Genomic DNA, 19,353 nt, shown 5'->3' on the forward strand with positions numbered 1-19,353 from the left:
GCTTGTGCCGGGCAAGGCGTAGCCGCCACCCGGCAATGACATCAGTGGTAGGTCTTAATAATCTCCAGCACGCCGTTAATAATAAACTGCACGCCCATACAGACCAGTAAGAAGCCCATCAGACGGGAAATCGCCTCAATACCGCCCTTGCCCACCCAGCGCATGATCGCACCGGAACTGCGCAGAGACGCCCACACGATAACCCCAATAAGCGCAAAAATTAGCGGGGGTGCAACGGTCAGTACCCAGTCCGGGAAGGTAGAGCTGTCGCGCACCGTCGATGCAGAACTGATGATCATCGCGATGGTTCCCGGCCCGGCCGTACTCGGCATGGCCAGCGGTACAAAAGCAATATTCGCGCTCGGTTCGGACTCCAGCTCTTCAGATTTGCTGGTTGCCTCCGGAGACTCGTGCGCTTTTTGCGCCGGGAACAGCATGCGGAAGCCGATAAAGGCCACAATCAGCCCGCCCGCAATACGCAGCCCGGGAATTGAAATCCCGAAGGTGTTCATCACCAGCTGTCCGGCGTAGTAGGCCACCATCATAATGGCAAACACATACACCGAAGCCATCATCGACTGATGGTTGCGCTCGGCGCTGTTCATATTCCCTGCCAGCCCCAGGAACAGCGCCACCGTCGTTAACGGGTTAGCTAACGGCAGCAGTACCACCAGCCCGAGACCAATTGCTTTAATCAAATCCAACATAGTGCGTCGTTGTCCTTATCCACATTTAACATCGCAATTATAGGGTGAAAGTGTGACGTTCAGCCATCGGCGCAACGTAACGATAGTTTTCCTTTGGGAACGATACCCGTTTGTTATCTTCCTGATTTGAAAGGTTGCAAAAATCGTTCATGAAACGTTTTAGCAATTCGTGGCATCGGCTGATTCATTCAGTTGACTTATACTTGCCTGAGCAATAATATCTGCCGTGATTAAACTACTTGCCAGGGCAATCATTGTGAAAAGCACCAGTGATATCTTTAACGACGTTGTTCCGCTGGGTCGTCTTATTCATATGGTTAACCAGAAAAAAGATCGCCTGCTCAATGACTACCTGTCACCGCTGGATATCACCGCAACACAGTTCAAAGTGCTGTGTTCCATTCGCTGCGAAGTGTGTATCACGCCGGTTGAGCTGAAAAAGGTGCTCTCTGTCGATCTGGGTGCGTTAACCCGCATGCTCGATCGTCTCGTCTGCAAAGGATGGGTAGAACGAAGCCCTAACCCGAATGACAAACGCGGCGTACTGGTCAGGCTCACCAGCGATGGTGCGGCTATGTGCGAGCAATGTCATCAATTAGTAGGACAAACACTGCATCAGGAACTAACAAAAAACTTAACGGCAGATGAAGTGGCTACCCTTGAGCTTTTGCTGAAGAAAATACTGCCGTAAACAGAAAAAGAGGTATGACGATGTCCAGACGCAATACTGACGCTATCACTATTCATAGCATTTTGGACTGGATCGAAGATAACCTGGAATCGCCGCTCTCCCTTGAAAAAGTGTCTGAGCGTTCAGGTTACTCCAAATGGCACCTGCAACGGATGTTCAAAAAAGAGACCGGTCATTCATTAGGTCAATATATTCGCAGCCGCAAGCTGACGGAAATTGCCCAGAAACTGAAAGAAAGCAATGAACCGATCCTTTATCTGGCGGAGCGTTACGGATTTGAATCACAGCAAACCCTTACGCGTACGTTCAAGAACTATTTTGACGTGCCGCCTCATAAGTACCGAATCACCAGCGTGCCGGGTGAATCCCGTTACCTGTATCCGTTAAAACACTGTAGTTAATCATCGCCTGTAAAAGACGTAACCGAGGAAAAAATGAAAGTTACCGCCTCCGCCGCCCTCGCCTTGCTGGTGCTGTTTTCCAGCCAGACCTTCGCGGAGCAAACCCCAGGTGCAACGCAGCAAAATAATCATGACACGATGATTTTGCCGTCAGCACATGACCAGTCGCCTTATGATTTCAACCACATGGGTGCTGGTAGCGACAAATCCGACGAATTAGGCGTGCCTTATTATAATCAGCACGGCCTCTGATTCGTTTTTGCCCCGCAGCCGCGGGGCTTTTTTATGCCCTATCCCCTTACCCGCGCCGCCCGGCGAACCCGCAGGCCAAACACGTTGATGTACAGCCCGGCCATGATCAGCACGGCACCGAGCAGCTGCAGCGCGCTCAGCGTTTCATCCAGCAGTATCGCCGCACTGGCAAGCCCCACTACCGGAACCAGCAAAGACAGCGGCGCGACGCGCCAGGTCTCATAGCGCCCCAGCAGCGAACCCCAGATCCCGTAGCCCACGATGGTGGCGACAAACGCCAGATAGATAAGAGAAAGGATCGTAGTCAGATCGATCTCGACCAGGCTGTTCAGCATCACTTCCGGGCCATCCAGAATAAACGACGCCACCAGAAACGGGATTATCGGAATCAATGCGCTCCAGACTACCAGGGACATCACCTGAGGCCTCGCCTCGTGCTGCATAATCAGCTTGTTGAAAATATTGCCGCACGCCCAGCTCAGCCCCGCCGCCAGCGTGAGCATAAACCCGAGCAGCGCCACATCCTGACCGTTCAGGCTGGCTTCAATCAGCACCAGCACGCCAAATACCGCCAGCGTTATCCCCGCCAGCTGCTTGCCCTGCAGGCGTTCGCCAAACACAAATGCGCCGAGAATAATGGTAAAGAACGCCTGCGCCTGTAACACCAGCGAGGCCAGACCGGCCGGCATGCCGAACTTGATGGCGCAGAAGAGAAACGCGAACTGGCCAAAGCTGATGGTCAGACCGTAGCCCAACAGCAGTTTTAACGGGATTTTCGGACGGGCGACGAAAAAGAGCGCCGGGAACGCCACCAGCATAAAACGCAAACCGGCCAGCATCAGCGGGGGCATGTTGTGCAATCCCAGCTTGATGACCACAAAATTGAGTCCCCATACCACGACCACCAGCAACGCCAGCAGTCCGTCTTTACGCGTCATACCCTGCCCCTGAATTATTAATAATTTGTTAACAGTTCAAGGTAACAGAAAAAAGTGTGCCGCGAGAAGATCATTATTTCTGGCAGGCAGCTGAAGCACTTAGGGATAAATCGGGTGCTATACAAGCCCCTTATGTCATGGTAATCCTGTTAACACTCGTCTAAAAAAAGCATAAGCAACCGTCGGGAAGGAATATGAAACCATCTCTCAGGCGCTCAACCGCAGCGCTGCTGGCATCGTCATTGTTATTAACCATCGGTCGGGGGGCAACGCTGCCGTTCATGACCATTTATCTCACGCGCGTGTTTAATATGAGCGTCGAGAATATTGGTTATGCCCTGACGATTGCGCTGACCGTTGGCGTGGTGTTCAGCCTGGGATTTGGTATTCTGGCCGATAAGTTTGATAAAAAACGCTACATGCTGATCGCGATCGTGGCTTTTATCGCCGGTTTTGTCGCGATTCCGCTGGTGGATAACGTCACCCTGGTAGTGCTGTTCTTTTCCCTGATTAACTGCGCCTATTCCGTCTTTTCGACGGTGCTGAAAGCCTGGTTCTCGGACGTGCTGACCTCCAGCCAGAAAGCGCGCGTCTTCTCGCTCAACTACAGCTTCCTGAACATTGGCTGGACGATAGGGCCGCCGATTGGCACCCTGCTGGTGATGTACAGCCTGCAGCTGCCGTTCTGGCTGGCGGCCTTCTGCGCCGCGCTGCCGCTCGGGTTTATACATTTCTTCGTGCAAAAAAGCGTCGCGCTGGATACCGCCGAGGAGAAGATGCCCTGGCAGCCGTCGGTGCTGCTGAAAGATCGCGCCCTGTTCTGGTTCACCCTCTCCGGCCTGCTCGCGTCTTACGTGGGCGGATCGTTCGCCAGCTGCATTTCGCAATACGTACTGGCCGCCAATACCGACAGCGATTTTGCCCAGAAGGTGGTCGCCGTGGTGCTGCCCGTTAACGCCGCCGTGGTGGTGACGCTGCAGTACGCGCTGGGACGGAAGATCTCCGCCAGCAATATTCGGCCTTTAATGACCGCCGCAACGCTGTTTTTTATCCTGGGGCTGGGAGGCTTTATGCTCTCCGGGGAGAACCTGATTTACTGGGGCATCGCTGCCGCCATCTTTACGCTGGGTGAGATTATCTACGCACCGGGTGAATACATGCTGATCGACAACATCGCCCCGCCGGGGATGAAGGCGAGCTATTTTTCCGCGCAGGCGCTGGGCTGGCTCGGCGCGGCGGCAAACCCGATGATCACCGGCATTATCCTGACCAACCTGCCGCACTGGTCGCTGTTTGCAATCATGATGGTTGCCATCGTCGTTGCCTGGCTGATGATTTTGCGGGGAATGAGCGTGAAGGCGTGGAACGAATCCCCCAAAGCGGCGTAAAAGATAGTGGCCGGGTAAGGCGAAGCCGCCCCCCGGCAATAACGCATCAGTGGTGCAGCATCTCCTCCACCACCTGCTCTTTGTACATCTCGTTTGGATAATAGGTCGGCCAGTTGTCCATCTCTTTCAGCAGCGCCTCGTGGGAGGTATTGCCCATAAAAATGTGGAAGTGCGATGAGGCTTTCGGCCCGATGATGTGGTCGCTGAACTGCACGAACTTCGGCGCCTTGCTGTCGGCATCCTTACACTCAAACAGATAGCGAACGCCTTTTTTGCCCGATGCGTAGGTCAGAATTTTGTAGCCACTGTAGTCATACTGACAGCTGCTGACCGCCTTGCCTCTGTGGAATTCCATTACGTTATTTTCAATGCCGATGGCATCCACGTCCGTGGCATATCCCTTGCGGTAGTAGGCTTTCACCTCGTCAAAGGTTTTGCTTTTATCCTTCTGCGCTTTCTGTTTGAAGACCGGATCCAGCGAACCGTCCAGCAGGAACGGATACACCGACTGCCAGGTGCCGTCCCAGTCGGACAGCGCTCTGTCCTTTACGTCTTTATCCTCAAACACGCCGTTTGCCGCCTTCTGTTCCGCTTCGGTCATCTGATGGCCGTGCGAGTGAGCAAACAGCTGGCCGCTGACCAGCAGCGCCCCCAGAGTCATGGCAAATTTTCCAATATGTGCAGCCAAAGTAACGCCCTCATTCCGTTTTATAAGAATGAGGATGTTATATTATAACATTTCAGATCGCAACCAGCCCGCGAACGCCCTCCTGCTCCATATTTTCGCCCCTCCCGCGCTGAATGATAGTGCCGCGGGACATCAGGAGATAGCTGTCGGCCAGCTCGGCGGCAAAGTCGTAAAACTGCTCGACGAGCAGGATTGCCATGTCGCCTCTGTTTGCCAGGGTGCGGATCACCTGGCCAATCTCTTTGATGACGGAAGGCTGTATGCCTTCCGTCGGTTCGTCCAGAATCAGCAGCTGCGGACGGCTCGCCAGCGCGCGACCAATCGCCAGCTGCTGCTGCTGCCCGCCGGAGAGATCGCCCCCGCGGCGGTGCTTCATCTCTTTGAGAACCGGAAACAGCTGCCAGATCTCGTCAGGAACCTGCTTTGCCTCGCGGGCGGAAAAACGCGACAGCCCAAGCAAAAGGTTCTCTTCCACGGTCAGGCGCGGGAAAATCTCGCGGCCCTGCGGGACATACGCCACGCCGGACTGCACCCGCTGGTGCGGCCTGCTGTGGGTGATCGTTTTACCCTGCCAGATGACCTCCCCGGTTTTCGCCGGGATCAACCCCATCAGGCACTTCAGCAGCGTGGTTTTCCCGACGCCGTTGCGGCCCAGCAGACAGGTGACTTCACCGGGAGCGGCTTCGAAGCTCACGCCGCGCAGGATATGGCTGCCGCCGTAGTACTGATTCAGTTCGTTAACCTGTAACATTATCGCTCCTTAGCGGCCCAGATAGACCTCAATCACCTGCTCGTTGGCCTGCACCTCGCGAAGCGAGCCTTCCGCCAGCACGCGCCCCTGATGCAGCACCGTGACGTGGTCGGCAATCGTTTCGACAAAGCCCATGTCGTGCTCCACCACCATCAGGGAATGCTTGCCCGCCAGGGTTTTGAACAGCTCGGCGGTGTATTCCGTTTCCGCATCGGTCATCCCGGCGGCGGGTTCATCCAGCAGCAGGAGATGCGGGTCCTGCACCAGCAGCATGCCGATCTCCAGAAACTGCTTTTGTCCGTGGGAAAGCAGCCCGGCGCGGCGATCGCGCTCGCCGGTCAGCCGGAGTAAAATCAGCATCTCGTCGATCCGGTCGCGCTGCTCGCCGTTGAGCGTTGCCCGCAGGCTGGCCCAGACGGATTTATCGGTTTTCATGGCGATCTCAAGGTTCTCCCACACCGTCAGCGCCTCAAACACCGTGGGCTTCTGGAATTTACGCCCGATGCCCCGGCGGGCAATGGCCGCAGGCTCCAGCGCGGTCAGGTCGATGGACTGGTCGTAAATCGCTCTCCCGCTTTTGGGTCGGGTTTTGCCGGTGATCACGTCCATCAGCGTGGTTTTACCCGCCCCGTTGGGGCCAATCACGCAGCGCAACTCGCCCACGCCGATATTCAGGGTGAGATCGGTTAGCGCCTGGAAGCCGTCGAAACTGACGTTAATGGCCTCAAGTTGAAGCACCGGGTCAGTCTGGTCCCGGTAGCGATCGCCGGGCAACTGGCGGGTAAATAACTCTTCCGTTGGCTGCATTATTTCTCTCCCTTACGCAACAGACCGTAGACGCCGCGCGGCAGGAACAGCGTGACGGCGATAAAAATCAGCCCCAGAAACAGCTGCCAATACTCCGGCATGGCAACGGTAAAGAAGCTTTTCGCCCCATTCACCAGCGCCGCGCCAATCACCGGCCCCACCAGGGTGCCGCGCCCGCCCAGCGCCACCCAGATGGCGGCTTCTATCGAGTTGGTCGGCGACATTTCACCGGGGTTAATAATGCCCACCTGCGGAACGTACAGCGCCCCCGCCAGGCCGCACAGCACGGCAGAGAGCGTCCACACCAGCAGCTTGAACCCGCGCGGATCGTACCCGCAGAACGTCAGGCGGTTTTCCGCGTCGCGCACGGCGGTCAGGATGCGGCCAAACTTGCTCTTCGCCAGCGCAAATCCGGTGCCCAACGCCAGGAGCAACAACAGCACGGTGGCCAGGAACAGCGCGATGCGGGTGGTCGTTTCCGTCACCGAAAACCCAAGCAGCGTGGTAAAACCGGTGAAGCCGTTATTGCCGCCAAAGCCGGTTTCGTTACGAAAGAACAGCAGCATGCCCGCGTAGGTCAGCGCCTGGGTCATAATCGAGAAGTAAACCCCTTTGATCTTCGAGCGGAAGGCAAACCAGCCAAACACCAGCGCCAGCAAACCCGGCACCATCACGATCAGCACCAGCGCCCAGGCAAAGTGCTGGGTGCCCCACCAGAACCACGGCAGCTCGCTCCAGGAGAGAAACGACATAAACGCGGGCAGGCCGTCGCCTGACGCCTGGCGCATCAGGTACATGCCCATCGCATAGCCGCCCAGGGCGAAAAAGATGCCGTGTCCAAGAGAGAGCATGCCGGCGTAGCCCCACACCAGATCCAGCGCCACCGCAACGATGGCATAGCAGAGGATCTTGCCGATGAGCGTCAGCATCCAGGTCGACAGCGCCAGCGGATGCGTGGCGGGCAGCAAGGCGAAAAACGGTAATATCAGCAGACACGCCACCAGCAGGCTGCCTGCAATCTGTGTCGTGCGCGGCGCTTTACGCGCCAGCGTTAAGGTCAGCGGCTGGCTCATCAGTCAATCACCCTCCCTTTCAGCGCAAACAGCCCCTGAGGGCGCTTCTGGATAAACAGGACGATCGCCACCAGAATCACGATCTTGCCCAGCACCGCACCCATCTGCGGCTCAAGGATTTTATTGAATATGCCCAGCCCGAACGCGGCGGCCACGCTGCCTGCCAGCTGGCCTACGCCACCGAGAACGACTACGAGGAACGAGTCAATGATGTACCCCTGACCAAGCTCCGGCCCGACGTTCCCAAGCTGGGATAACGCCACGCCGCCTAACCCGGCGATCCCTGAGCCCAGCCCAAACGCCAGCATATCGACGCGCCCGGTCGGTACCCCGCAGCAGGCGGCCATGCTGCGGTTTTGCGTCACCGCGCGCACGTTCAGACCAAGACGCGTTTTATTCAGAATCAGCCAGGTGAAGAACAGCACCAGCAGCACGAAGCCCAGCACCACAATGCGGTTCCACGGCAGGGTCAGGTTGGCAAAAACCTGCACCCCGCCGGAAAGCCATGCCGGGTTTGCCACCTCCAGGTTCTGGGCACCAAAGGTCATGCGTACCAGTTGGATGAGCATCAGGCTGATCCCCCAGGTCGCCAGCAGCGTTTCAAGCGGACGACCGTACAGGTGACGGATCACGGTGCGCTCCAGCACCATTCCAATGCCCGCAGTCAGGCAGAATGCCACCGGCAAGGCGATAACGGGATAGAGCGCCAGCCACTGAGGGGCAAGCCCGGCCATTGCCTGCTGCACCATCCACGTGGCGTACGCCCCCAGCATCAGCATCTCGCCGTGGGCCATATTGATGACGCCCAGCAGGCCGTAGGTGATCGCGAGCCCCAGCGCGGCCAGCAGCAGCACCGACCCCAGAGAAAGCCCCATAAACGCCTGGCCCAGCAGATCGCCCCACATCAGGCGATGCGTAATCTGGCTAAGACTCTCTTCTGCGGCCGCGCGAACGCCGGCATCCGGCTCGGTCTGCGCCTGGGTAAACGGAGTGAGTCTGGACTGTACGTCCGGATCGTCTGACTGGCCCAGCAGTTCGACGGCCCTGCGGCGCACCTCCGGCTGCGGGCTCGCCAGCTGGAGGTTTGCCGCCGCCAGCAGCAGCGCCTGACGCGCCACAGCGTCCGCTTCATCCCCGGCGCGCTTTTCCAGAAAAGCGAGCATGTCGGGCTGAGCATCACGCTGGAGCTGACGGGCTGCAGCCCGTCTTTCGGTGACACTGTCACTAACAAGCTGATGCGTGGCAATGGCCGTTGCAGCCAGCACGCGCAGCCGGTTTGTCAGGCGTACGGCTTTGGTTTGCCCTACTGCCGCGCGGGCCTCACCGAGCGAAACCATTTCGCCATTACGCTTCGCAAAGGCGTGCTTTTGGCTGTCGGTATACAGGTTTTCCTTTTGCAGGGACTGAAGCAGCGGAAGCCTGGCGGCATCCGGCGCGGCGGCCCACTGCGTGAGGAGCTCCGCCTGCTGGCCGCGGCTGGCGGCAACAAAACGATCGGCATCCGATGCCTGCGCCATCCCTGGCAGCAGTCCGGAAAGCCATACAAGAGCGATGAACATGCGCATGGCGTTCATGACGTTTCTCCCTGAGGCAATGGCCTAGTTGCTGGCGGTTTTCATCGGCTGGTCGGGCTTTTTGTCATTCCCGGCGATGAACGGACTCCACGGCTGGGCGCGCACCGGCTGTTCCGTCTGCCAGACCACGTTGAACTGGCCGTTGCCTTCAATTTCACCGATCATGACCGGCTTGTGCAGATGATGGTTGGTAGCATCCATGGTGAGCGTAAAGCCAGACGGCGCCTTAAATGACTGACCGGCCATCGCCGCGCGCACTTTATCCACGTCGGTGGTGCCCGCTTTTTCCACCGCCTGTGCCCACATATGGATCCCCACGTAAGTCGCTTCCATCGGGTCGTTGGTCACCACGGTATCGGCATTCGGCAGCTTGTGCGCCTTCGCATAGGCTTTGTAATCCGCGACGAACGCCTGGTTGGTTGGATTATCCACGGACTCAAAGTAGTTCCACGCCGCCAGGTTACCCACCAGCGGTTTGGTGTCGATTCCGCGCAGCTCTTCTTCGCCGACGGAGAACGCCACCACCGGCACGTCGGTGGCCTTCAGCCCCTGGTTAGCCAGCTCTTTGTAGAACGGCACGTTGGAGTCGCCGTTGATGGTCGACACCACGGCGGTTTTGCCGCCGGCGGAGAATTTCTTGATGCTGGCGACGATGGTCTGGTAGTCGCTGTGACCAAACGGGGTGTAAACCTCTTCGATGTCCTTATCCTCAACCCCTTTCGAATGCAGGAACGCGCGCAGGATTTTGTTGGTGGTGCGCGGGTAAACGTAGTCGGTCCCCAGCAGGAAGAAGCGCTTCGCCCCGCCGCCGTCTTCGCTCATCAGGTATTCCACCGCCGGGATAGCCTGCTGGTTCGGCGCCGCGCCGGTATAGAAGACGTTTGGCGACATTTCCTCGCCCTCATACTGCACCGGATAGAACAGCAGGCCGTTCAGCTCCTCGAAAACCGGCAGTACGGATTTGCGCGATACCGACGTCCAGCAGCCAAACACCACGGCCACCTTGTCCTGGCTCAGCAGCTGGCGGGCCTTCTCGGCAAACAGTGGCCAGTTTGAGGCTGGATCCACCACCACAGGCTCCAGTTTCTTACCCAGCACGCCGCCTTTGGCGTTGATCTCGTCGATGGTCATCAGGGCGACGTCCTTTAGCGGGGTTTCGGAGATGGCCATCGTGCCGGACAGAGAGTGCATGATCCCCACTTTGATGGTGTCGGCCGCCTGCACGCCAAAACTCATTCCCATCGCCACGACGGACGCGGATAACGCAAAGGCTTTTAATAAGGTACGACGCTGCATATTTTCACTCCTGAAAAAGAACGCTGTGCGAAAACGTCCGTTACGGCATGGACGCGGAAAAAAGGTGTCAGCGAAGCAGGAGCAAAAAGGATGCCAGAATGGAGGAAGCGCTATTGCAGGAGACAGACGGCAGGATGTAAAGAGAACGACTCAGAATGGCACAGCGCTGCACTTTTATAATGCAGCGCTGAGGAAGCGCTTTTACCAGACTTCGCTGGCGATCTGCGTCACCAGACGGACCTTATCCCACTGCTGGGACTCGCTCAGGCTGTTGCCCTCTTCGGTGGAGGCAAAACCGCACTGCGGGCTGAGGCAGATTTGCTCTTTCGCCACGTATTTCGCCGCCTCTTCCAGACGGGCCTTCACGCCTTCCGGGTTCTCCAGCTCACCGTTTTTCGTGGTGATCAGGCCCAGCACCACCTGCTGCTTGCCCGGGCGAACGAAGCGCAGCGGCGCGAAATCCCCGCTGCGGTCGTTATCGTATTCCAGGAAGAATGCGTCAACGTTGACCGTCCCGAACAGCACTTCCGCCACCGGCTCGTAGCCGCCTTCGGAAATCCAGGTTGAACGGAAGTTACCGCGGCAGACGTGCAGCCCGATGGTCAGATCCTCCGGCTTGCCTTCCAGGGCCTTGTTCAGCACGCGGGCATAGATTTGCGCCAGCTCATCGGCATCGTCGCCGCGCTCGCGGATCTGACGGCGCTGGTCGTCCGAGCAGAGGTAGGCCCAGACGGTGTCGTCCAGCTGCAGATAACGGCAGCCCGCGTCGTAGAATGCGCGTATCGCGTCGCGCCAGGTGGTTGCCAGATCGTCGAAATAGTCGTTCAGATCCGGATACACCGTCGCGTCGATGTCTTTGCGCCCGCCGCGGAAATGGAGCACGCTTGGGCTGGGAATGGTCATCTTCGGCTGGGCATTGCCGCTGATGCTTTTCAGATAGCGGAAGTCTTCCAGCATCGGGTGGTCGCCAAAGCCCAGCTTGCCGGTCACGCGCACGCCGTGGGCTTTGGTTTGTACTCCGTTGAACTGAATCCCCTGCTGTGAATCGTAACGCTCAACGCCCTGAAGACCGTCGAAGAAATCGAAGTGCCACCAGGCACGGCGAAATTCACCGTCGGTCACCACATGCAGGCCGCACGCGCACTGCTGCTCGACGACGTGGCGAATAGCCTCGTCCTCCACCGCGCGAAGCTGTCCGGCATCTATCTCGCCGCTGGCGAACTTCAGGCGAGCCTGCTTGATGGCATCCGGGCGTAAAAAGCTGCCGACTACGTCGGCGCGGTATGGGGCGTGCTGTCGTTGCATGGAAATCTCCTCAGTCTGCCGGTATTAATTGCCCGCAGTGATAATTCATCATTTGAATCTTTAGACTTCTGGATGTCTAAATGTCCAAAAAAGATGTCATACCTGACCGTTTCCGGCAAACGAGAAAATTTCACGTGTGTTGAAAAAAATTCATCTTCACAGCGCGTCAGCGTGCGCCTGGCTGGCAAAGGCGTAGCGTTCATCTTCCCAGCCGGTGATGCCGCCGAGCATGATTTTGACCGGCAGCCCGAGACGCGCCAGCTTCAGCGCCGCCCTGTCCGCGCCGTTACAGTGTGGCCCCGCACAGTAGACGACAAACAGCGTCCCTTCCGGCCATTGAGACATCCGCTCAGCGGTCATCTGGCTCCAGGGCATATGCAGTGCGCCCGGCACATGGCGGCGGGCAAACTGCTCCGGGCTCCCCACCACGTGCAGCAGCACGAAGTCCTGCTCATTATTGGCGATGGCGTGATGCACGTCGGCGCAGTCGGTTTCGACGCTCAGGCGACGCAGAAAATGGGTAACGGCTTCCTGCGGCTCGGCAGCCGGAAATTCAGTAACATAGCTCATGATCCTTCCTCATCTTTGGCGTTTGTGTTAACACTACTCTATCCACAAATTCAGCCCGTGAATGCGCTCGCTTATGCCAGAAAACAGCAAAAAGATGACAAACTTAAGACAGGTTACCCGCCCGCAGGTGGTGGTGCTGGCGTATGACGGGCTATGTACCTTTGAGTTTGGCGTGGCGGTTGAGATTTTTGGCCTGCCGCGTCCGGAGCTGGGCGACGACTGGTATCGTTTTGCGGTGGCGAGCGTGGATAGCGGAGAACTGCGGGCGACCGGCGGGATCCGCATCGTTACCGATGGGGACTTGAGCCTGCTTGCGTCGGCGGACCTGATCGTGGTTCCCGGCTGGCGGGGGCTGGACTCACCGGTTCCTCCGGCGCTCTGCGAGGCGCTGCGCCAGGCCAGCGCGCGCGGATGTCAGCTGCTGTCCATCTGCTCGGGCGTGTTCGTGCTGGCCGCTACGGGGCTGCTGAACGGACGTAAAGCCACGACGCACTGGCGCTACATTGACGCGCTTAAGGTCCGCTACCCTGACATCGAGGTGGTTGAGGATGTGCTCTACCAGGACGAGGGCGATATCCTGACCTCCGCGGGCAGCGCGGCGGGAATCGATCTCTGTCTGCACATCGTCCGGCGGGACTATGGCATGGAAACCGCCAACAGCGTGGCGCGTCGGCTGGTGATCCCCCCTCACCGGGATGGTTCACAGCCGCAGCAGTTGAGCCGCCCGGTGGCGCAGCTGCGGGAAAGCCAGCGCCTGGGCCAGCTGTTTGATTTTCTGCACACGCATCTTACCGAGCCGCACAGCGTCGACTCGCTGGCGCGTCGGGTCGGCATGAGCCAGCGCACCTTTCTTCGTCGCTTCGAGGCGGCAACGGGCACGACGCCCGCACGCTGGCTGCTTAATGAACGCCTGCTGAGAGCAAAAGATTATCTGGAGAGCAGCCGTTTAAGCATCGACAGCATCGCGGAACAGACCGGGTTTGGTCAGGCGTCGACGCTGCGTCATCATTTTCGTCAGCAGTTTGCGCTTTCCCCGGCTCAGTATCGCAAACAATTTTCACGTTCTGATACTGCCCGCTAGCGGCAAAAGCGCAAAAAAAAACCGCCATTATCTGGCGGTAAATGCTTGCATGGATAGATTTGTATTTTGGTCTCTACGTCCCCGACGCTCCATGGTCGGGCAGCGGATCTCATACAAACTAACACTGGCTGTCTCAACGAAAGCTAAACAGCCTGATTAACTCGCGCTGGTGTTGATTTGCAAATAGCGCATCAGGCCCTGCTCAGCGCTCTGCCTGGCATCATCGTTAAGGGCCTCGAGATAAAACGATCGCGATACGCCATAGGGAGCCTTTTCAGAGGGATAAACCGCAAACTGGAATGTTTTTCCCCGTGCCGGATGGGTGCAGTCTAATTCCCAGCGCTGTTCATTTACTCTTTTACTAGTGCAGGCTACGCGTCCATAGTCGCTGGTTAAATAGGAACCAACGCGAATTTCAGCGGACTGAATATATTCTGGTTCGTCATTACCTGCATAACGAATCGCTGCAACGGCACCTACCGCAACAGCCAGAAGCGAAAACGCTATTATTTTTTTCATTTATGAATGACCCATTCCTTAGCCAGAGATTCACTATTATATAGGATTTATCCTTAAAGCGAACATCCAACTATGGACCAGAAATAGGAGGTTTACAAAAACGCACATATATTTTAAGAAAAATCCTAATCGGTATTATGAACCCACGTTATTTGACATTTTCTTTGCGCTATTTTGAAATATTGAATAATAACCCCAAACAATAATTGGCATGATTAACCCGCGCTGTTCTTATTGGGTGAATTTATGTTCAAAAAAGGGCTATCTTTTATCATGCTTATTTGTGCCCTCTTTTCTGGCCAGCTGATGGCCGGGCACAAAGGGCATGAATATGTTTGGGTAAAGAATGTGGAGCATCAGCTGCGGCATGAGGCCGACAGTGACGAATTACGCAGTGTAGCGGAAGAGTCAGCGGAGGGTTTGCGCGAACACCACCTGTGGCAGAAATCGCGCAAACCGGACACGCACGTAAGGTAATTAACTGCCCTTGCGTTTCGGAAGGGTTTTCATCAGATCGTCCGGGCTCACGGACGCAACGATACTGCCCGGCGGTGGCATTTTGAAAATGTGGTTTTTCATTTTGCCGATAACATGCATTTCACAAGGACGGCAGTCAAACTTCAGGGTCAGGACTTCGTCACCGTTGACCAGCTGCATGGGGGTGGCCTTCCAGCTTTTAATATTCCCTTTCGCCTGTTTCGGGCACAGGTTAAAAGCAAAGCGCAGGCAGTGCTTGGTGATCATCACCGGCACATCGCCCTTCTCTTCGTGCGCTTCATAGGCCGCGTCGATAAGCTGCACGCCGTGGCGATGATAAAATTCACGCGCTTTATGGTTGTAAACGTTGGCCAGAAACGATAAATGGGTGTCCGGATACACAGGCGCAGGAACGGATTCGGCCTTACGGCTGCCGCGCGGGTACTGCGCCAGGCGTGCGGCATCCAGCATCTCTGCCGTTTCGCGGCGGAACTGGTTCAGCAGGCTGTTCGGCACGAACAGCGCGTCCGGCAGATTAACCTCGATGGCGCGCGCGTAGTAAATCGTCTGGCCCAGCTTCGCTACGCCGTCCTTCAGGCTGTTAAGCGCTTTCTCCGCGTTGTTTGCCACCTCGAACAGGCCATCAAGGGTATGCGTTACGCTGATGCCGTCTTCGCAGGTCATGGTCAGGATCAGCTGCTCTTCCCAGCCGCCCAGCTCAATGTCCACCGCGATGCGACGCTCGCTGGAGGTTTTCAGCAACGCCTGCTGCCAGTTATGATCCAGGTTACGGTTGAGCGGCGCGTTCGGCCTTGCCTTGTAGAGATCGGCAGGCATTTCATTCGGCCAGACGCGGTAGCGGTTCTCGCCGGTTTTTTCGACCGTGTTGGCGCGGAAGCCCACCACTTCACGCTTAATCATCACGTTCAGGCCGTCGCCGTTCGCCAGCGGCTCGGTCACTTCAACGTCCAGGTGATCTTTCGCCACTTTCAGCACCTCGCCGACCGGTAAACCGATAAACTTCGGTGAGTCAAACGCGCCAATATCCCCTTTGCGGGCGTTCACGAAATAGTCCGTGCTGCCGCGGTGGAAGGTTTTGTCCGTTGACGGAATAAAGAAATGTTCGGTACGACCGGCCGAGGCGCGCGCCAGGTCACCGCGATCTTCGATGATGGCGTCCAGCATCTGGCGATAGTGCGCGGTGATGTTCTTCACGTAGCTCATATCTTTGTAGCGCCCTTCAATCTTAAAGGAACGCACGCCCGCGTCGATCAGCGCGCCCAGGTTGGCGGTCTGATCGTTATCCTTCATGGAAAGCAGGTGTTTTTCGAACGCCACCACGCGACCCTGGTCGTCTTTCAGGGTATACGGCAGACGGCAGGCCTGCGAGCAGTCGCCGCGGTTGGCGCTGCGGCCCGTCTGGGCGTGGGAAATGTTGCACTGGCCGGAATAGGCCACGCACAGCGCGCCGTGGATAAAGAATTCGATCGTCGCGTCGGTTGCCTGATGAATATCGCGGATCTGATTGAGGTTCAGCTCGCGGGCTAGGACGATCTGCGAAAAGCCCACGTCGGAGAGAAACTTCGCCTTCTCAACCGTGCGGATATCGCACTGGGTGCTGGCATGCAGTTCGATAGGCGGAATATCCAGCTCAAGCACGCCCATATCCTGAACAATCAGGGCATCGACGCCGGTCTGGTAGAGATCGGTAATCAGACGCTGCGCGGGCTCCAGCTCATCATCATGAAGAATGGTGTTCAGGGTAACGAACACTTTCGCCCCGAAACGGTGGGCGAACGGCACCAGATCGGCAATATCGCGCAGGCTGTTGCTGGCGTTATGGCGGGCACCGAAGCCAGGGCCGCCGATGTAGACGGCGTCAGCGCCATGAAGGATCGCTTCACGGGCAATGGCGGCGTCGCGGGCCGGGCTTAAAAGTTCAAGATGATGGGATTGCAGGCGCATACTTCGTCGTTATCCGTTATGGTCAAAATGGCGGCTATTGTAGTCAGAAGTATGCGCCAGCGAAACAGTTTTGCGTAGCCTCAGCGGGGATAATGGATCTGAGAGTGAAAATGCACAGGCCTGTCGCTGCTGTTGCGGTAGGCGTGCGGTTTATCGCCGGCAAAACGGACGCCAGAATCGGCATGAACCGTCTGCCACTCGTCGTTGATCTTCATCTCCAGCTCGCCGCTGATGACCACCACATGTTCAATCACGCCTGCCTCATGCGGCGTGGACTCGCTCAGGGCACCCGGTGCCAGCGTGATGGAGAAATGATCGAACCGGAGCGTCTCATCCCAGGGAAAGAGCGGTTTGACCACCATCGCCTGCTGCTGTGAATCAAACACAGCCGGCCTGTCCGCCTCGGGCGTAATGAAAGCGGAAAACGGGACGTTCAGCCCGGTGGCAATTTTCCACAGCGTCGACACCGTCGGGCTGGACTCATTGCGCTCGATTTGCCCGAGCATCGCTTTCGACACGCCCGTTTCGTCCGCCAGCTTCGACAAACTCCAGCCGCGCGTCTGGCGCAGCGTTTTCAGCGTTGCTGCAAGATGTTGTGTAATGTCCATGCTTCCTCCTGATGGCCCTGAGCATATCACTTGTACGCTATAGCGCACAGTGTTACCTTATCGCGGACGTTATAACGCACAGCGGAGTTTCTATGCGCCCTACCTCTCATCTCGTTCCAGTCGTACTGGCTGGATTTGTCGCCGTTCTGGTCGGTTACGCCAGTTCGGCAGCCATCATCTGGCAGGCCGCCGCGGCGGCAGGCGCCAGCGCGCAGCAGATTGCGGGCTGGATGACCGCGCTGGGGGTTGGGATGGGCGTCAGCACGCTGGCGCTCTCCTGGTGGTATAAAGCTCCGGTGCTGACCGCCTGGTCTACGCCCGGCGCGGCGCTACTCGCCACCAGCCTGCACGGCGTGACGCTGGCCGAGACAATCGGCGTGTTTATCTTCGCCAACGCGCTCATTTTACTCTGCGGCATGACCGGGCTTTTCGCCCGCCTGATGAAGCTGATCCCACACTCACTGGCTGCGGCCATGCTGGCAGGCGTACTCCTGCAGTTTGGGCTGCATGCATTTGCCCATCTGGACGGGCACTTTCTGCTGTGCGGCAGCATGATTGCCGCGTGGCTGCTGGCGAAAGCGCTGGCACCGCGCTATGCAATCGTCGTTACGCTGCTGGTGGGCGGGATCGTGGCGTGGGCGGGAGGTGACGTTGTCACGGATAAAATCACCATTTCCTTCGTGACACCTGAGTTTATTGCGCCCACGTTCACCTTCACCAGCCTGGTGAGCATCGGCTTGCCCTTCTTCCTGGTGACCATGGCCTCGCAAAATGCGCCCGGTTTCGCGACCATAAAAGCGTCCGGCTATCCGCTGGCGGTCTCACCGCTCATTATTTTTACGGGTGGGCTGGCGCTGCTGCTGTCCCCCTTCGGCGTCTTTTCCATCTGCATAGCCGCCATTACCGCCGCTATCTGTCAAAGCCCGGATGCCCACCCCGATGCCGGTAAACGCTGGCTGGCGGCCATCGCCGCGGGCGGGTTTTATCTGCTGGCGGGAGTGTTCGGCGGATCCATCACCGGGATAATGGCTGCGCTGCCGCTCAGCTGGATCCAGACGCTGGCCGGTCTGGCGCTGCTGGGTACCATCAGCGGGAGTTTATATCAGGCGCTGAATCATGAAGCGGAGCGCGACGCGGCTATCGTCACGTTTCTGATGACCGCAAGCGGTGTCACGATCCTGGGCATCGGCTCGGCATTCTGGGGGCTGGTGCTGGGCGGCGTAAGCTATGCCCTGTTTTCACGCGCTCGACGCGCGCAGCTGTGACGGCGTGATGCCCATGACGCTGCGAAAACGGTTACTGAAGTGGCTGGCGGAGTTAAACCCGCAGGCCAGCGCGATATCCGTCAGCGGCGTCGAGGTATGCTGCACCAGGTTTTTCGCTTTTTCCATGCGCCGTTGCATAACGTACTGATGCGGCGCCAGCCCCGTCGACTGGCGGAACATGCGGGCAAAATGGTATTCGCTGAGTGCGGCCTGCGCCGCCAGATCGGCCAGCGTCAGGGGCTGTCCGAGGTTTTCTTCAATAAAAGCCAGCACGTTGCGCAGAACAAACGGCGATAGCCCGCCGGTAACGACCGGGAGCTTCCACTGAACGTTGGCGTAGTTTTGCAGCAGGTGGGTCAACAGCAGCGTAGAGGCAGTGCTCAGGGTGAGCTGGTTGGCCTGCTGCTGCCAGTCGCAGCCGAGCAGAAACTGGCGGTAAAGCGCGGTGATTTTCGGGTCGCTGCCAAAAATGCGCTCGTCCAGAGTCAGCGACAGGGGCCGCTTGTCCCAGATTTTTTCGCCCACATCGCGCAGGTGTTCATCGGTGCAGTAGAGATGGACAAACGACAGGTCATCGCGGATATCCCACGTCGATTCGCTCTCTTTCGGCATCAGACAGAAACGGTCCGGTCCCCCGCCGTTCTTCCAGCCGCCCGGCGTCTTTTGATAGCTCTCGTAACCGTCGGCGACGTACAGACTAAGGGTATGATGATTGCTTTTAACCGTTATCGTATCGTGCTTGTTGTACCACGCCGCCAGCTGAATGCCGGAATTGAGCGCGACCGTTTCCCGCAGGACCGCATTCTGCTGGCGAAGCGTTTCAAAGGTATCGTAAGCGTAAGACATAACCGTTAGCGCGTTATTAAGTGAACTGTCAGTCTAAGAACTGTTGTCCCCCGTTGCCAGCCCCCGGAAAAGAAAAAAGCGCAAGATTTTGCAAGTCTACCGCAAGCCGGTGAAAGCCCCAGAGCGATGACAGCGCCATACTGCGGGCTTC

General features: G+C 57.6%; 21 protein-coding genes. 7 read left to right on the forward strand and 14 right to left on the reverse strand.

What is annotated here, in order from left to right:
- Positions 1-41 precede the first annotated feature (41 nt).
- A complete protein-coding gene (locus IM295_RS17050; RefSeq protein WP_041909999.1) occupies positions 42-707 on the reverse strand; it encodes a MarC family NAAT transporter in 666 nt (221 codons plus the stop codon).
- Positions 708-963: 256 nt separating this feature from the next.
- Between IM295_RS17050 and marR the strand changes: the two genes are divergently transcribed.
- The 3 genes from marR to marB are packed head-to-tail and all read left to right on the forward strand — an operon-like array spanning position 964 to position 2,051.
- The gene (gene marR / locus IM295_RS17055) at positions 964-1,398 is read left to right on the forward strand and encodes a multiple antibiotic resistance transcriptional regulator MarR (protein ID WP_028013139.1); all 435 of its coding nucleotides are present in this window, start codon (positions 964-966) and stop codon (positions 1,396-1,398) included.
- Between the two features lie 20 nt (positions 1,399-1,418).
- On the forward strand, positions 1,419-1,799 hold the full coding sequence (gene marA / locus IM295_RS17060; protein WP_008502237.1) for an MDR efflux pump AcrAB transcriptional activator MarA: 381 nt from the start codon (positions 1,419-1,421) through the stop codon (positions 1,797-1,799).
- 33 nt (positions 1,800-1,832) lie between these two features.
- Positions 1,833-2,051 carry a multiple antibiotic resistance protein MarB gene (gene marB / locus IM295_RS17065; protein ID WP_028013138.1) on the forward strand — a complete coding sequence of 73 codons (219 nt, stop codon included), beginning with the start codon at positions 1,833-1,835 and terminating at the stop codon, positions 2,049-2,051.
- A gap of 38 nt (positions 2,052-2,089) precedes the next feature.
- Here marB and eamA read toward each other — a convergent pair whose 3' ends face one another.
- A complete protein-coding gene (gene eamA / locus IM295_RS17070) occupies positions 2,090-2,989 on the reverse strand; it encodes an O-acetylserine/cysteine exporter (RefSeq protein ID WP_028013137.1) in 900 nt (299 codons plus the stop codon).
- A gap of 194 nt (positions 2,990-3,183) precedes the next feature.
- On the opposite strand from eamA, the gene ydeE reads away from it, so the two are divergent.
- Positions 3,184-4,377, forward strand: a complete 1,194-nt coding sequence (ydeE, locus tag IM295_RS17075) for an efflux MFS transporter YdeE (protein WP_193067035.1) — start codon at positions 3,184-3,186, stop codon at positions 4,375-4,377.
- Between the two features lie 46 nt (positions 4,378-4,423).
- Here the strand turns inward: ydeE and zinT are convergent, their stop codons facing one another.
- The 8 genes from zinT to IM295_RS17115 form a co-directional block, all read right to left on the reverse strand.
- Positions 4,424-5,065 (reverse strand): metal-binding protein ZinT, encoded by a 642-nt coding sequence (zinT, locus tag IM295_RS17080; RefSeq protein ID WP_041910003.1) that lies wholly within the window; start codon positions 5,063-5,065, stop codon positions 4,424-4,426.
- 52 nt (positions 5,066-5,117) lie between these two features.
- Complete coding sequence (urtE, locus tag IM295_RS17085) at positions 5,118-5,816, reverse strand: urea ABC transporter ATP-binding subunit UrtE (protein WP_028013134.1); 699 nt, start codon at positions 5,814-5,816, stop codon at positions 5,118-5,120.
- Between the two features lie 9 nt (positions 5,817-5,825).
- The gene (gene urtD / locus IM295_RS17090) at positions 5,826-6,623 is read right to left on the reverse strand and encodes an urea ABC transporter ATP-binding protein UrtD (RefSeq protein ID WP_193067036.1); all 798 of its coding nucleotides are present in this window, start codon (positions 6,621-6,623) and stop codon (positions 5,826-5,828) included.
- Positions 6,623-7,696, reverse strand: a complete 1,074-nt coding sequence (gene urtC / locus IM295_RS17095; RefSeq protein ID WP_045630411.1) for an urea ABC transporter permease subunit UrtC — start codon at positions 7,694-7,696, stop codon at positions 6,623-6,625. Before urtC ends, urtD begins: the two co-directional genes overlap by 1 nt.
- Positions 7,696-9,270, reverse strand: a complete 1,575-nt coding sequence (urtB, locus tag IM295_RS17100) for an urea ABC transporter permease subunit UrtB (RefSeq protein WP_193067037.1) — start codon at positions 9,268-9,270, stop codon at positions 7,696-7,698. The genes urtC and urtB overlap by 1 nt, the downstream gene beginning before the upstream one ends.
- Before the next feature lie 24 nt (positions 9,271-9,294).
- A complete protein-coding gene (urtA, locus tag IM295_RS17105) occupies positions 9,295-10,566 on the reverse strand; it encodes an urea ABC transporter substrate-binding protein (protein WP_028013130.1) in 1,272 nt (423 codons plus the stop codon).
- A 201-nt stretch (positions 10,567-10,767) separates the two neighbouring features.
- Entirely contained in the window at positions 10,768-11,871 is a 1,104-nt protein-coding gene (locus tag IM295_RS17110) for a cobalamin-independent methionine synthase II family protein (protein WP_041910011.1), read from the reverse strand.
- Between the two features lie 156 nt (positions 11,872-12,027).
- Complete coding sequence (locus IM295_RS17115; protein ID WP_047365183.1) at positions 12,028-12,441, reverse strand: rhodanese-like domain-containing protein; 414 nt, start codon at positions 12,439-12,441, stop codon at positions 12,028-12,030.
- 73 nt (positions 12,442-12,514) lie between these two features.
- Here IM295_RS17115 and ftrA point away from each other — a divergent pair, with 73 nt between their 5' ends.
- Positions 12,515-13,522: a transcriptional regulator FtrA gene (gene ftrA / locus IM295_RS17120; protein ID WP_193067038.1), complete on the forward strand. Its 1,008-nt coding sequence runs from the start codon at positions 12,515-12,517 to the stop codon at positions 13,520-13,522.
- A 156-nt stretch (positions 13,523-13,678) separates the two neighbouring features.
- Here ftrA and IM295_RS17125 read toward each other — a convergent pair whose 3' ends face one another.
- Positions 13,679-14,041: a hypothetical protein gene (locus IM295_RS17125; RefSeq protein WP_045260501.1), complete on the reverse strand. Its 363-nt coding sequence runs from the start codon at positions 14,039-14,041 to the stop codon at positions 13,679-13,681.
- Positions 14,042-14,287: 246 nt separating this feature from the next.
- Here IM295_RS17125 and IM295_RS17130 point away from each other — a divergent pair, with 246 nt between their 5' ends.
- Positions 14,288-14,518, forward strand: a complete 231-nt coding sequence (locus IM295_RS17130; protein ID WP_047368536.1) for a DUF2554 family protein — start codon at positions 14,288-14,290, stop codon at positions 14,516-14,518.
- Here IM295_RS17130 and IM295_RS17135 read toward each other — a convergent pair whose 3' ends face one another.
- Both IM295_RS17135 and IM295_RS17140 read right to left on the reverse strand, forming a co-directional pair.
- Positions 14,519-16,483 carry a U32 family peptidase gene (locus IM295_RS17135; protein ID WP_063942481.1) on the reverse strand — a complete coding sequence of 655 codons (1,965 nt, stop codon included), beginning with the start codon at positions 16,481-16,483 and terminating at the stop codon, positions 14,519-14,521. It lies immediately after the preceding gene.
- Between the two features lie 80 nt (positions 16,484-16,563).
- Positions 16,564-17,091: a helix-turn-helix domain-containing protein gene (locus IM295_RS17140; RefSeq protein ID WP_193067039.1), complete on the reverse strand. Its 528-nt coding sequence runs from the start codon at positions 17,089-17,091 to the stop codon at positions 16,564-16,566.
- 92 nt (positions 17,092-17,183) lie between these two features.
- On the opposite strand from IM295_RS17140, the gene IM295_RS17145 reads away from it, so the two are divergent.
- Positions 17,184-18,356 carry a benzoate/H(+) symporter BenE family transporter gene (locus IM295_RS17145; protein WP_193067040.1) on the forward strand — a complete coding sequence of 391 codons (1,173 nt, stop codon included), beginning with the start codon at positions 17,184-17,186 and terminating at the stop codon, positions 18,354-18,356.
- Here the strand turns inward: IM295_RS17145 and IM295_RS17150 are convergent.
- On the reverse strand, positions 18,330-19,202 hold the full coding sequence (locus tag IM295_RS17150; RefSeq protein WP_193067041.1) for a helix-turn-helix transcriptional regulator: 873 nt from the start codon (positions 19,200-19,202) through the stop codon (positions 18,330-18,332). The two genes, IM295_RS17145 and IM295_RS17150, sit on opposite strands and share 27 nt — an antisense overlap.
- Positions 19,203-19,353: the final 151 nt, after the last annotated feature.

This window comes from Enterobacter cloacae complex sp. P14RS (assembly GCF_014895895.1).
In the GTDB taxonomy this organism is placed as follows: Bacteria; Pseudomonadota; Gammaproteobacteria; order Enterobacterales; family Enterobacteriaceae; genus Enterobacter; species Enterobacter bugandensis.

Excerpts from the sequence above, each read along its gene's own strand:
- IM295_RS17050 (WP_041909999.1), bottom strand. The coding sequence starts at position 707 with ATGTTGGATTTGATTAAAGCAATTGGTCTCGGGCTGGTGGTACTGCTG.
- marA (WP_008502237.1), top strand. The coding sequence starts at position 1,419 with ATGTCCAGACGCAATACTGACGCTATCACTATTCATAGCATTTTGGAC.
- marB (WP_028013138.1), top strand. The coding sequence starts at position 1,833 with ATGAAAGTTACCGCCTCCGCCGCCCTCGCCTTGCTGGTGCTGTTTTCC.
- eamA (WP_028013137.1), bottom strand. The coding sequence starts at position 2,989 with ATGACGCGTAAAGACGGACTGCTGGCGTTGCTGGTGGTCGTGGTATGG.
- ydeE (WP_193067035.1), top strand. The coding sequence starts at position 3,184 with ATGAAACCATCTCTCAGGCGCTCAACCGCAGCGCTGCTGGCATCGTCA.
- urtE (WP_028013134.1), bottom strand. The coding sequence starts at position 5,816 with ATGTTACAGGTTAACGAACTGAATCAGTACTACGGCGGCAGCCATATC.
- urtD (WP_193067036.1), bottom strand. The coding sequence starts at position 6,623 with ATGCAGCCAACGGAAGAGTTATTTACCCGCCAGTTGCCCGGCGATCGC.
- urtC (WP_045630411.1), bottom strand. The coding sequence starts at position 7,696 with ATGAGCCAGCCGCTGACCTTAACGCTGGCGCGTAAAGCGCCGCGCACG.
- urtB (WP_193067037.1), bottom strand. The coding sequence starts at position 9,270 with ATGAACGCCATGCGCATGTTCATCGCTCTTGTATGGCTTTCCGGACTG.
- urtA (WP_028013130.1), bottom strand. The coding sequence starts at position 10,566 with ATGCAGCGTCGTACCTTATTAAAAGCCTTTGCGTTATCCGCGTCCGTC.
- IM295_RS17110 (WP_041910011.1), bottom strand. The coding sequence starts at position 11,871 with ATGCAACGACAGCACGCCCCATACCGCGCCGACGTAGTCGGCAGCTTT.
- IM295_RS17115 (WP_047365183.1), bottom strand. The coding sequence starts at position 12,441 with ATGAGCTATGTTACTGAATTTCCGGCTGCCGAGCCGCAGGAAGCCGTT.
- ftrA (WP_193067038.1), top strand. The coding sequence starts at position 12,515 with ATGCCAGAAAACAGCAAAAAGATGACAAACTTAAGACAGGTTACCCGC.
- IM295_RS17125 (WP_045260501.1), bottom strand. The coding sequence starts at position 14,041 with ATGAAAAAAATAATAGCGTTTTCGCTTCTGGCTGTTGCGGTAGGTGCC.
- IM295_RS17130 (WP_047368536.1), top strand. The coding sequence starts at position 14,288 with ATGTTCAAAAAAGGGCTATCTTTTATCATGCTTATTTGTGCCCTCTTT.
- IM295_RS17135 (WP_063942481.1), bottom strand. The coding sequence starts at position 16,483 with ATGCGCCTGCAATCCCATCATCTTGAACTTTTAAGCCCGGCCCGCGAC.
- IM295_RS17140 (WP_193067039.1), bottom strand. The coding sequence starts at position 17,091 with ATGGACATTACACAACATCTTGCAGCAACGCTGAAAACGCTGCGCCAG.
- IM295_RS17145 (WP_193067040.1), top strand. The coding sequence starts at position 17,184 with ATGCGCCCTACCTCTCATCTCGTTCCAGTCGTACTGGCTGGATTTGTC.
- IM295_RS17150 (WP_193067041.1), bottom strand. The coding sequence starts at position 19,202 with ATGTCTTACGCTTACGATACCTTTGAAACGCTTCGCCAGCAGAATGCG.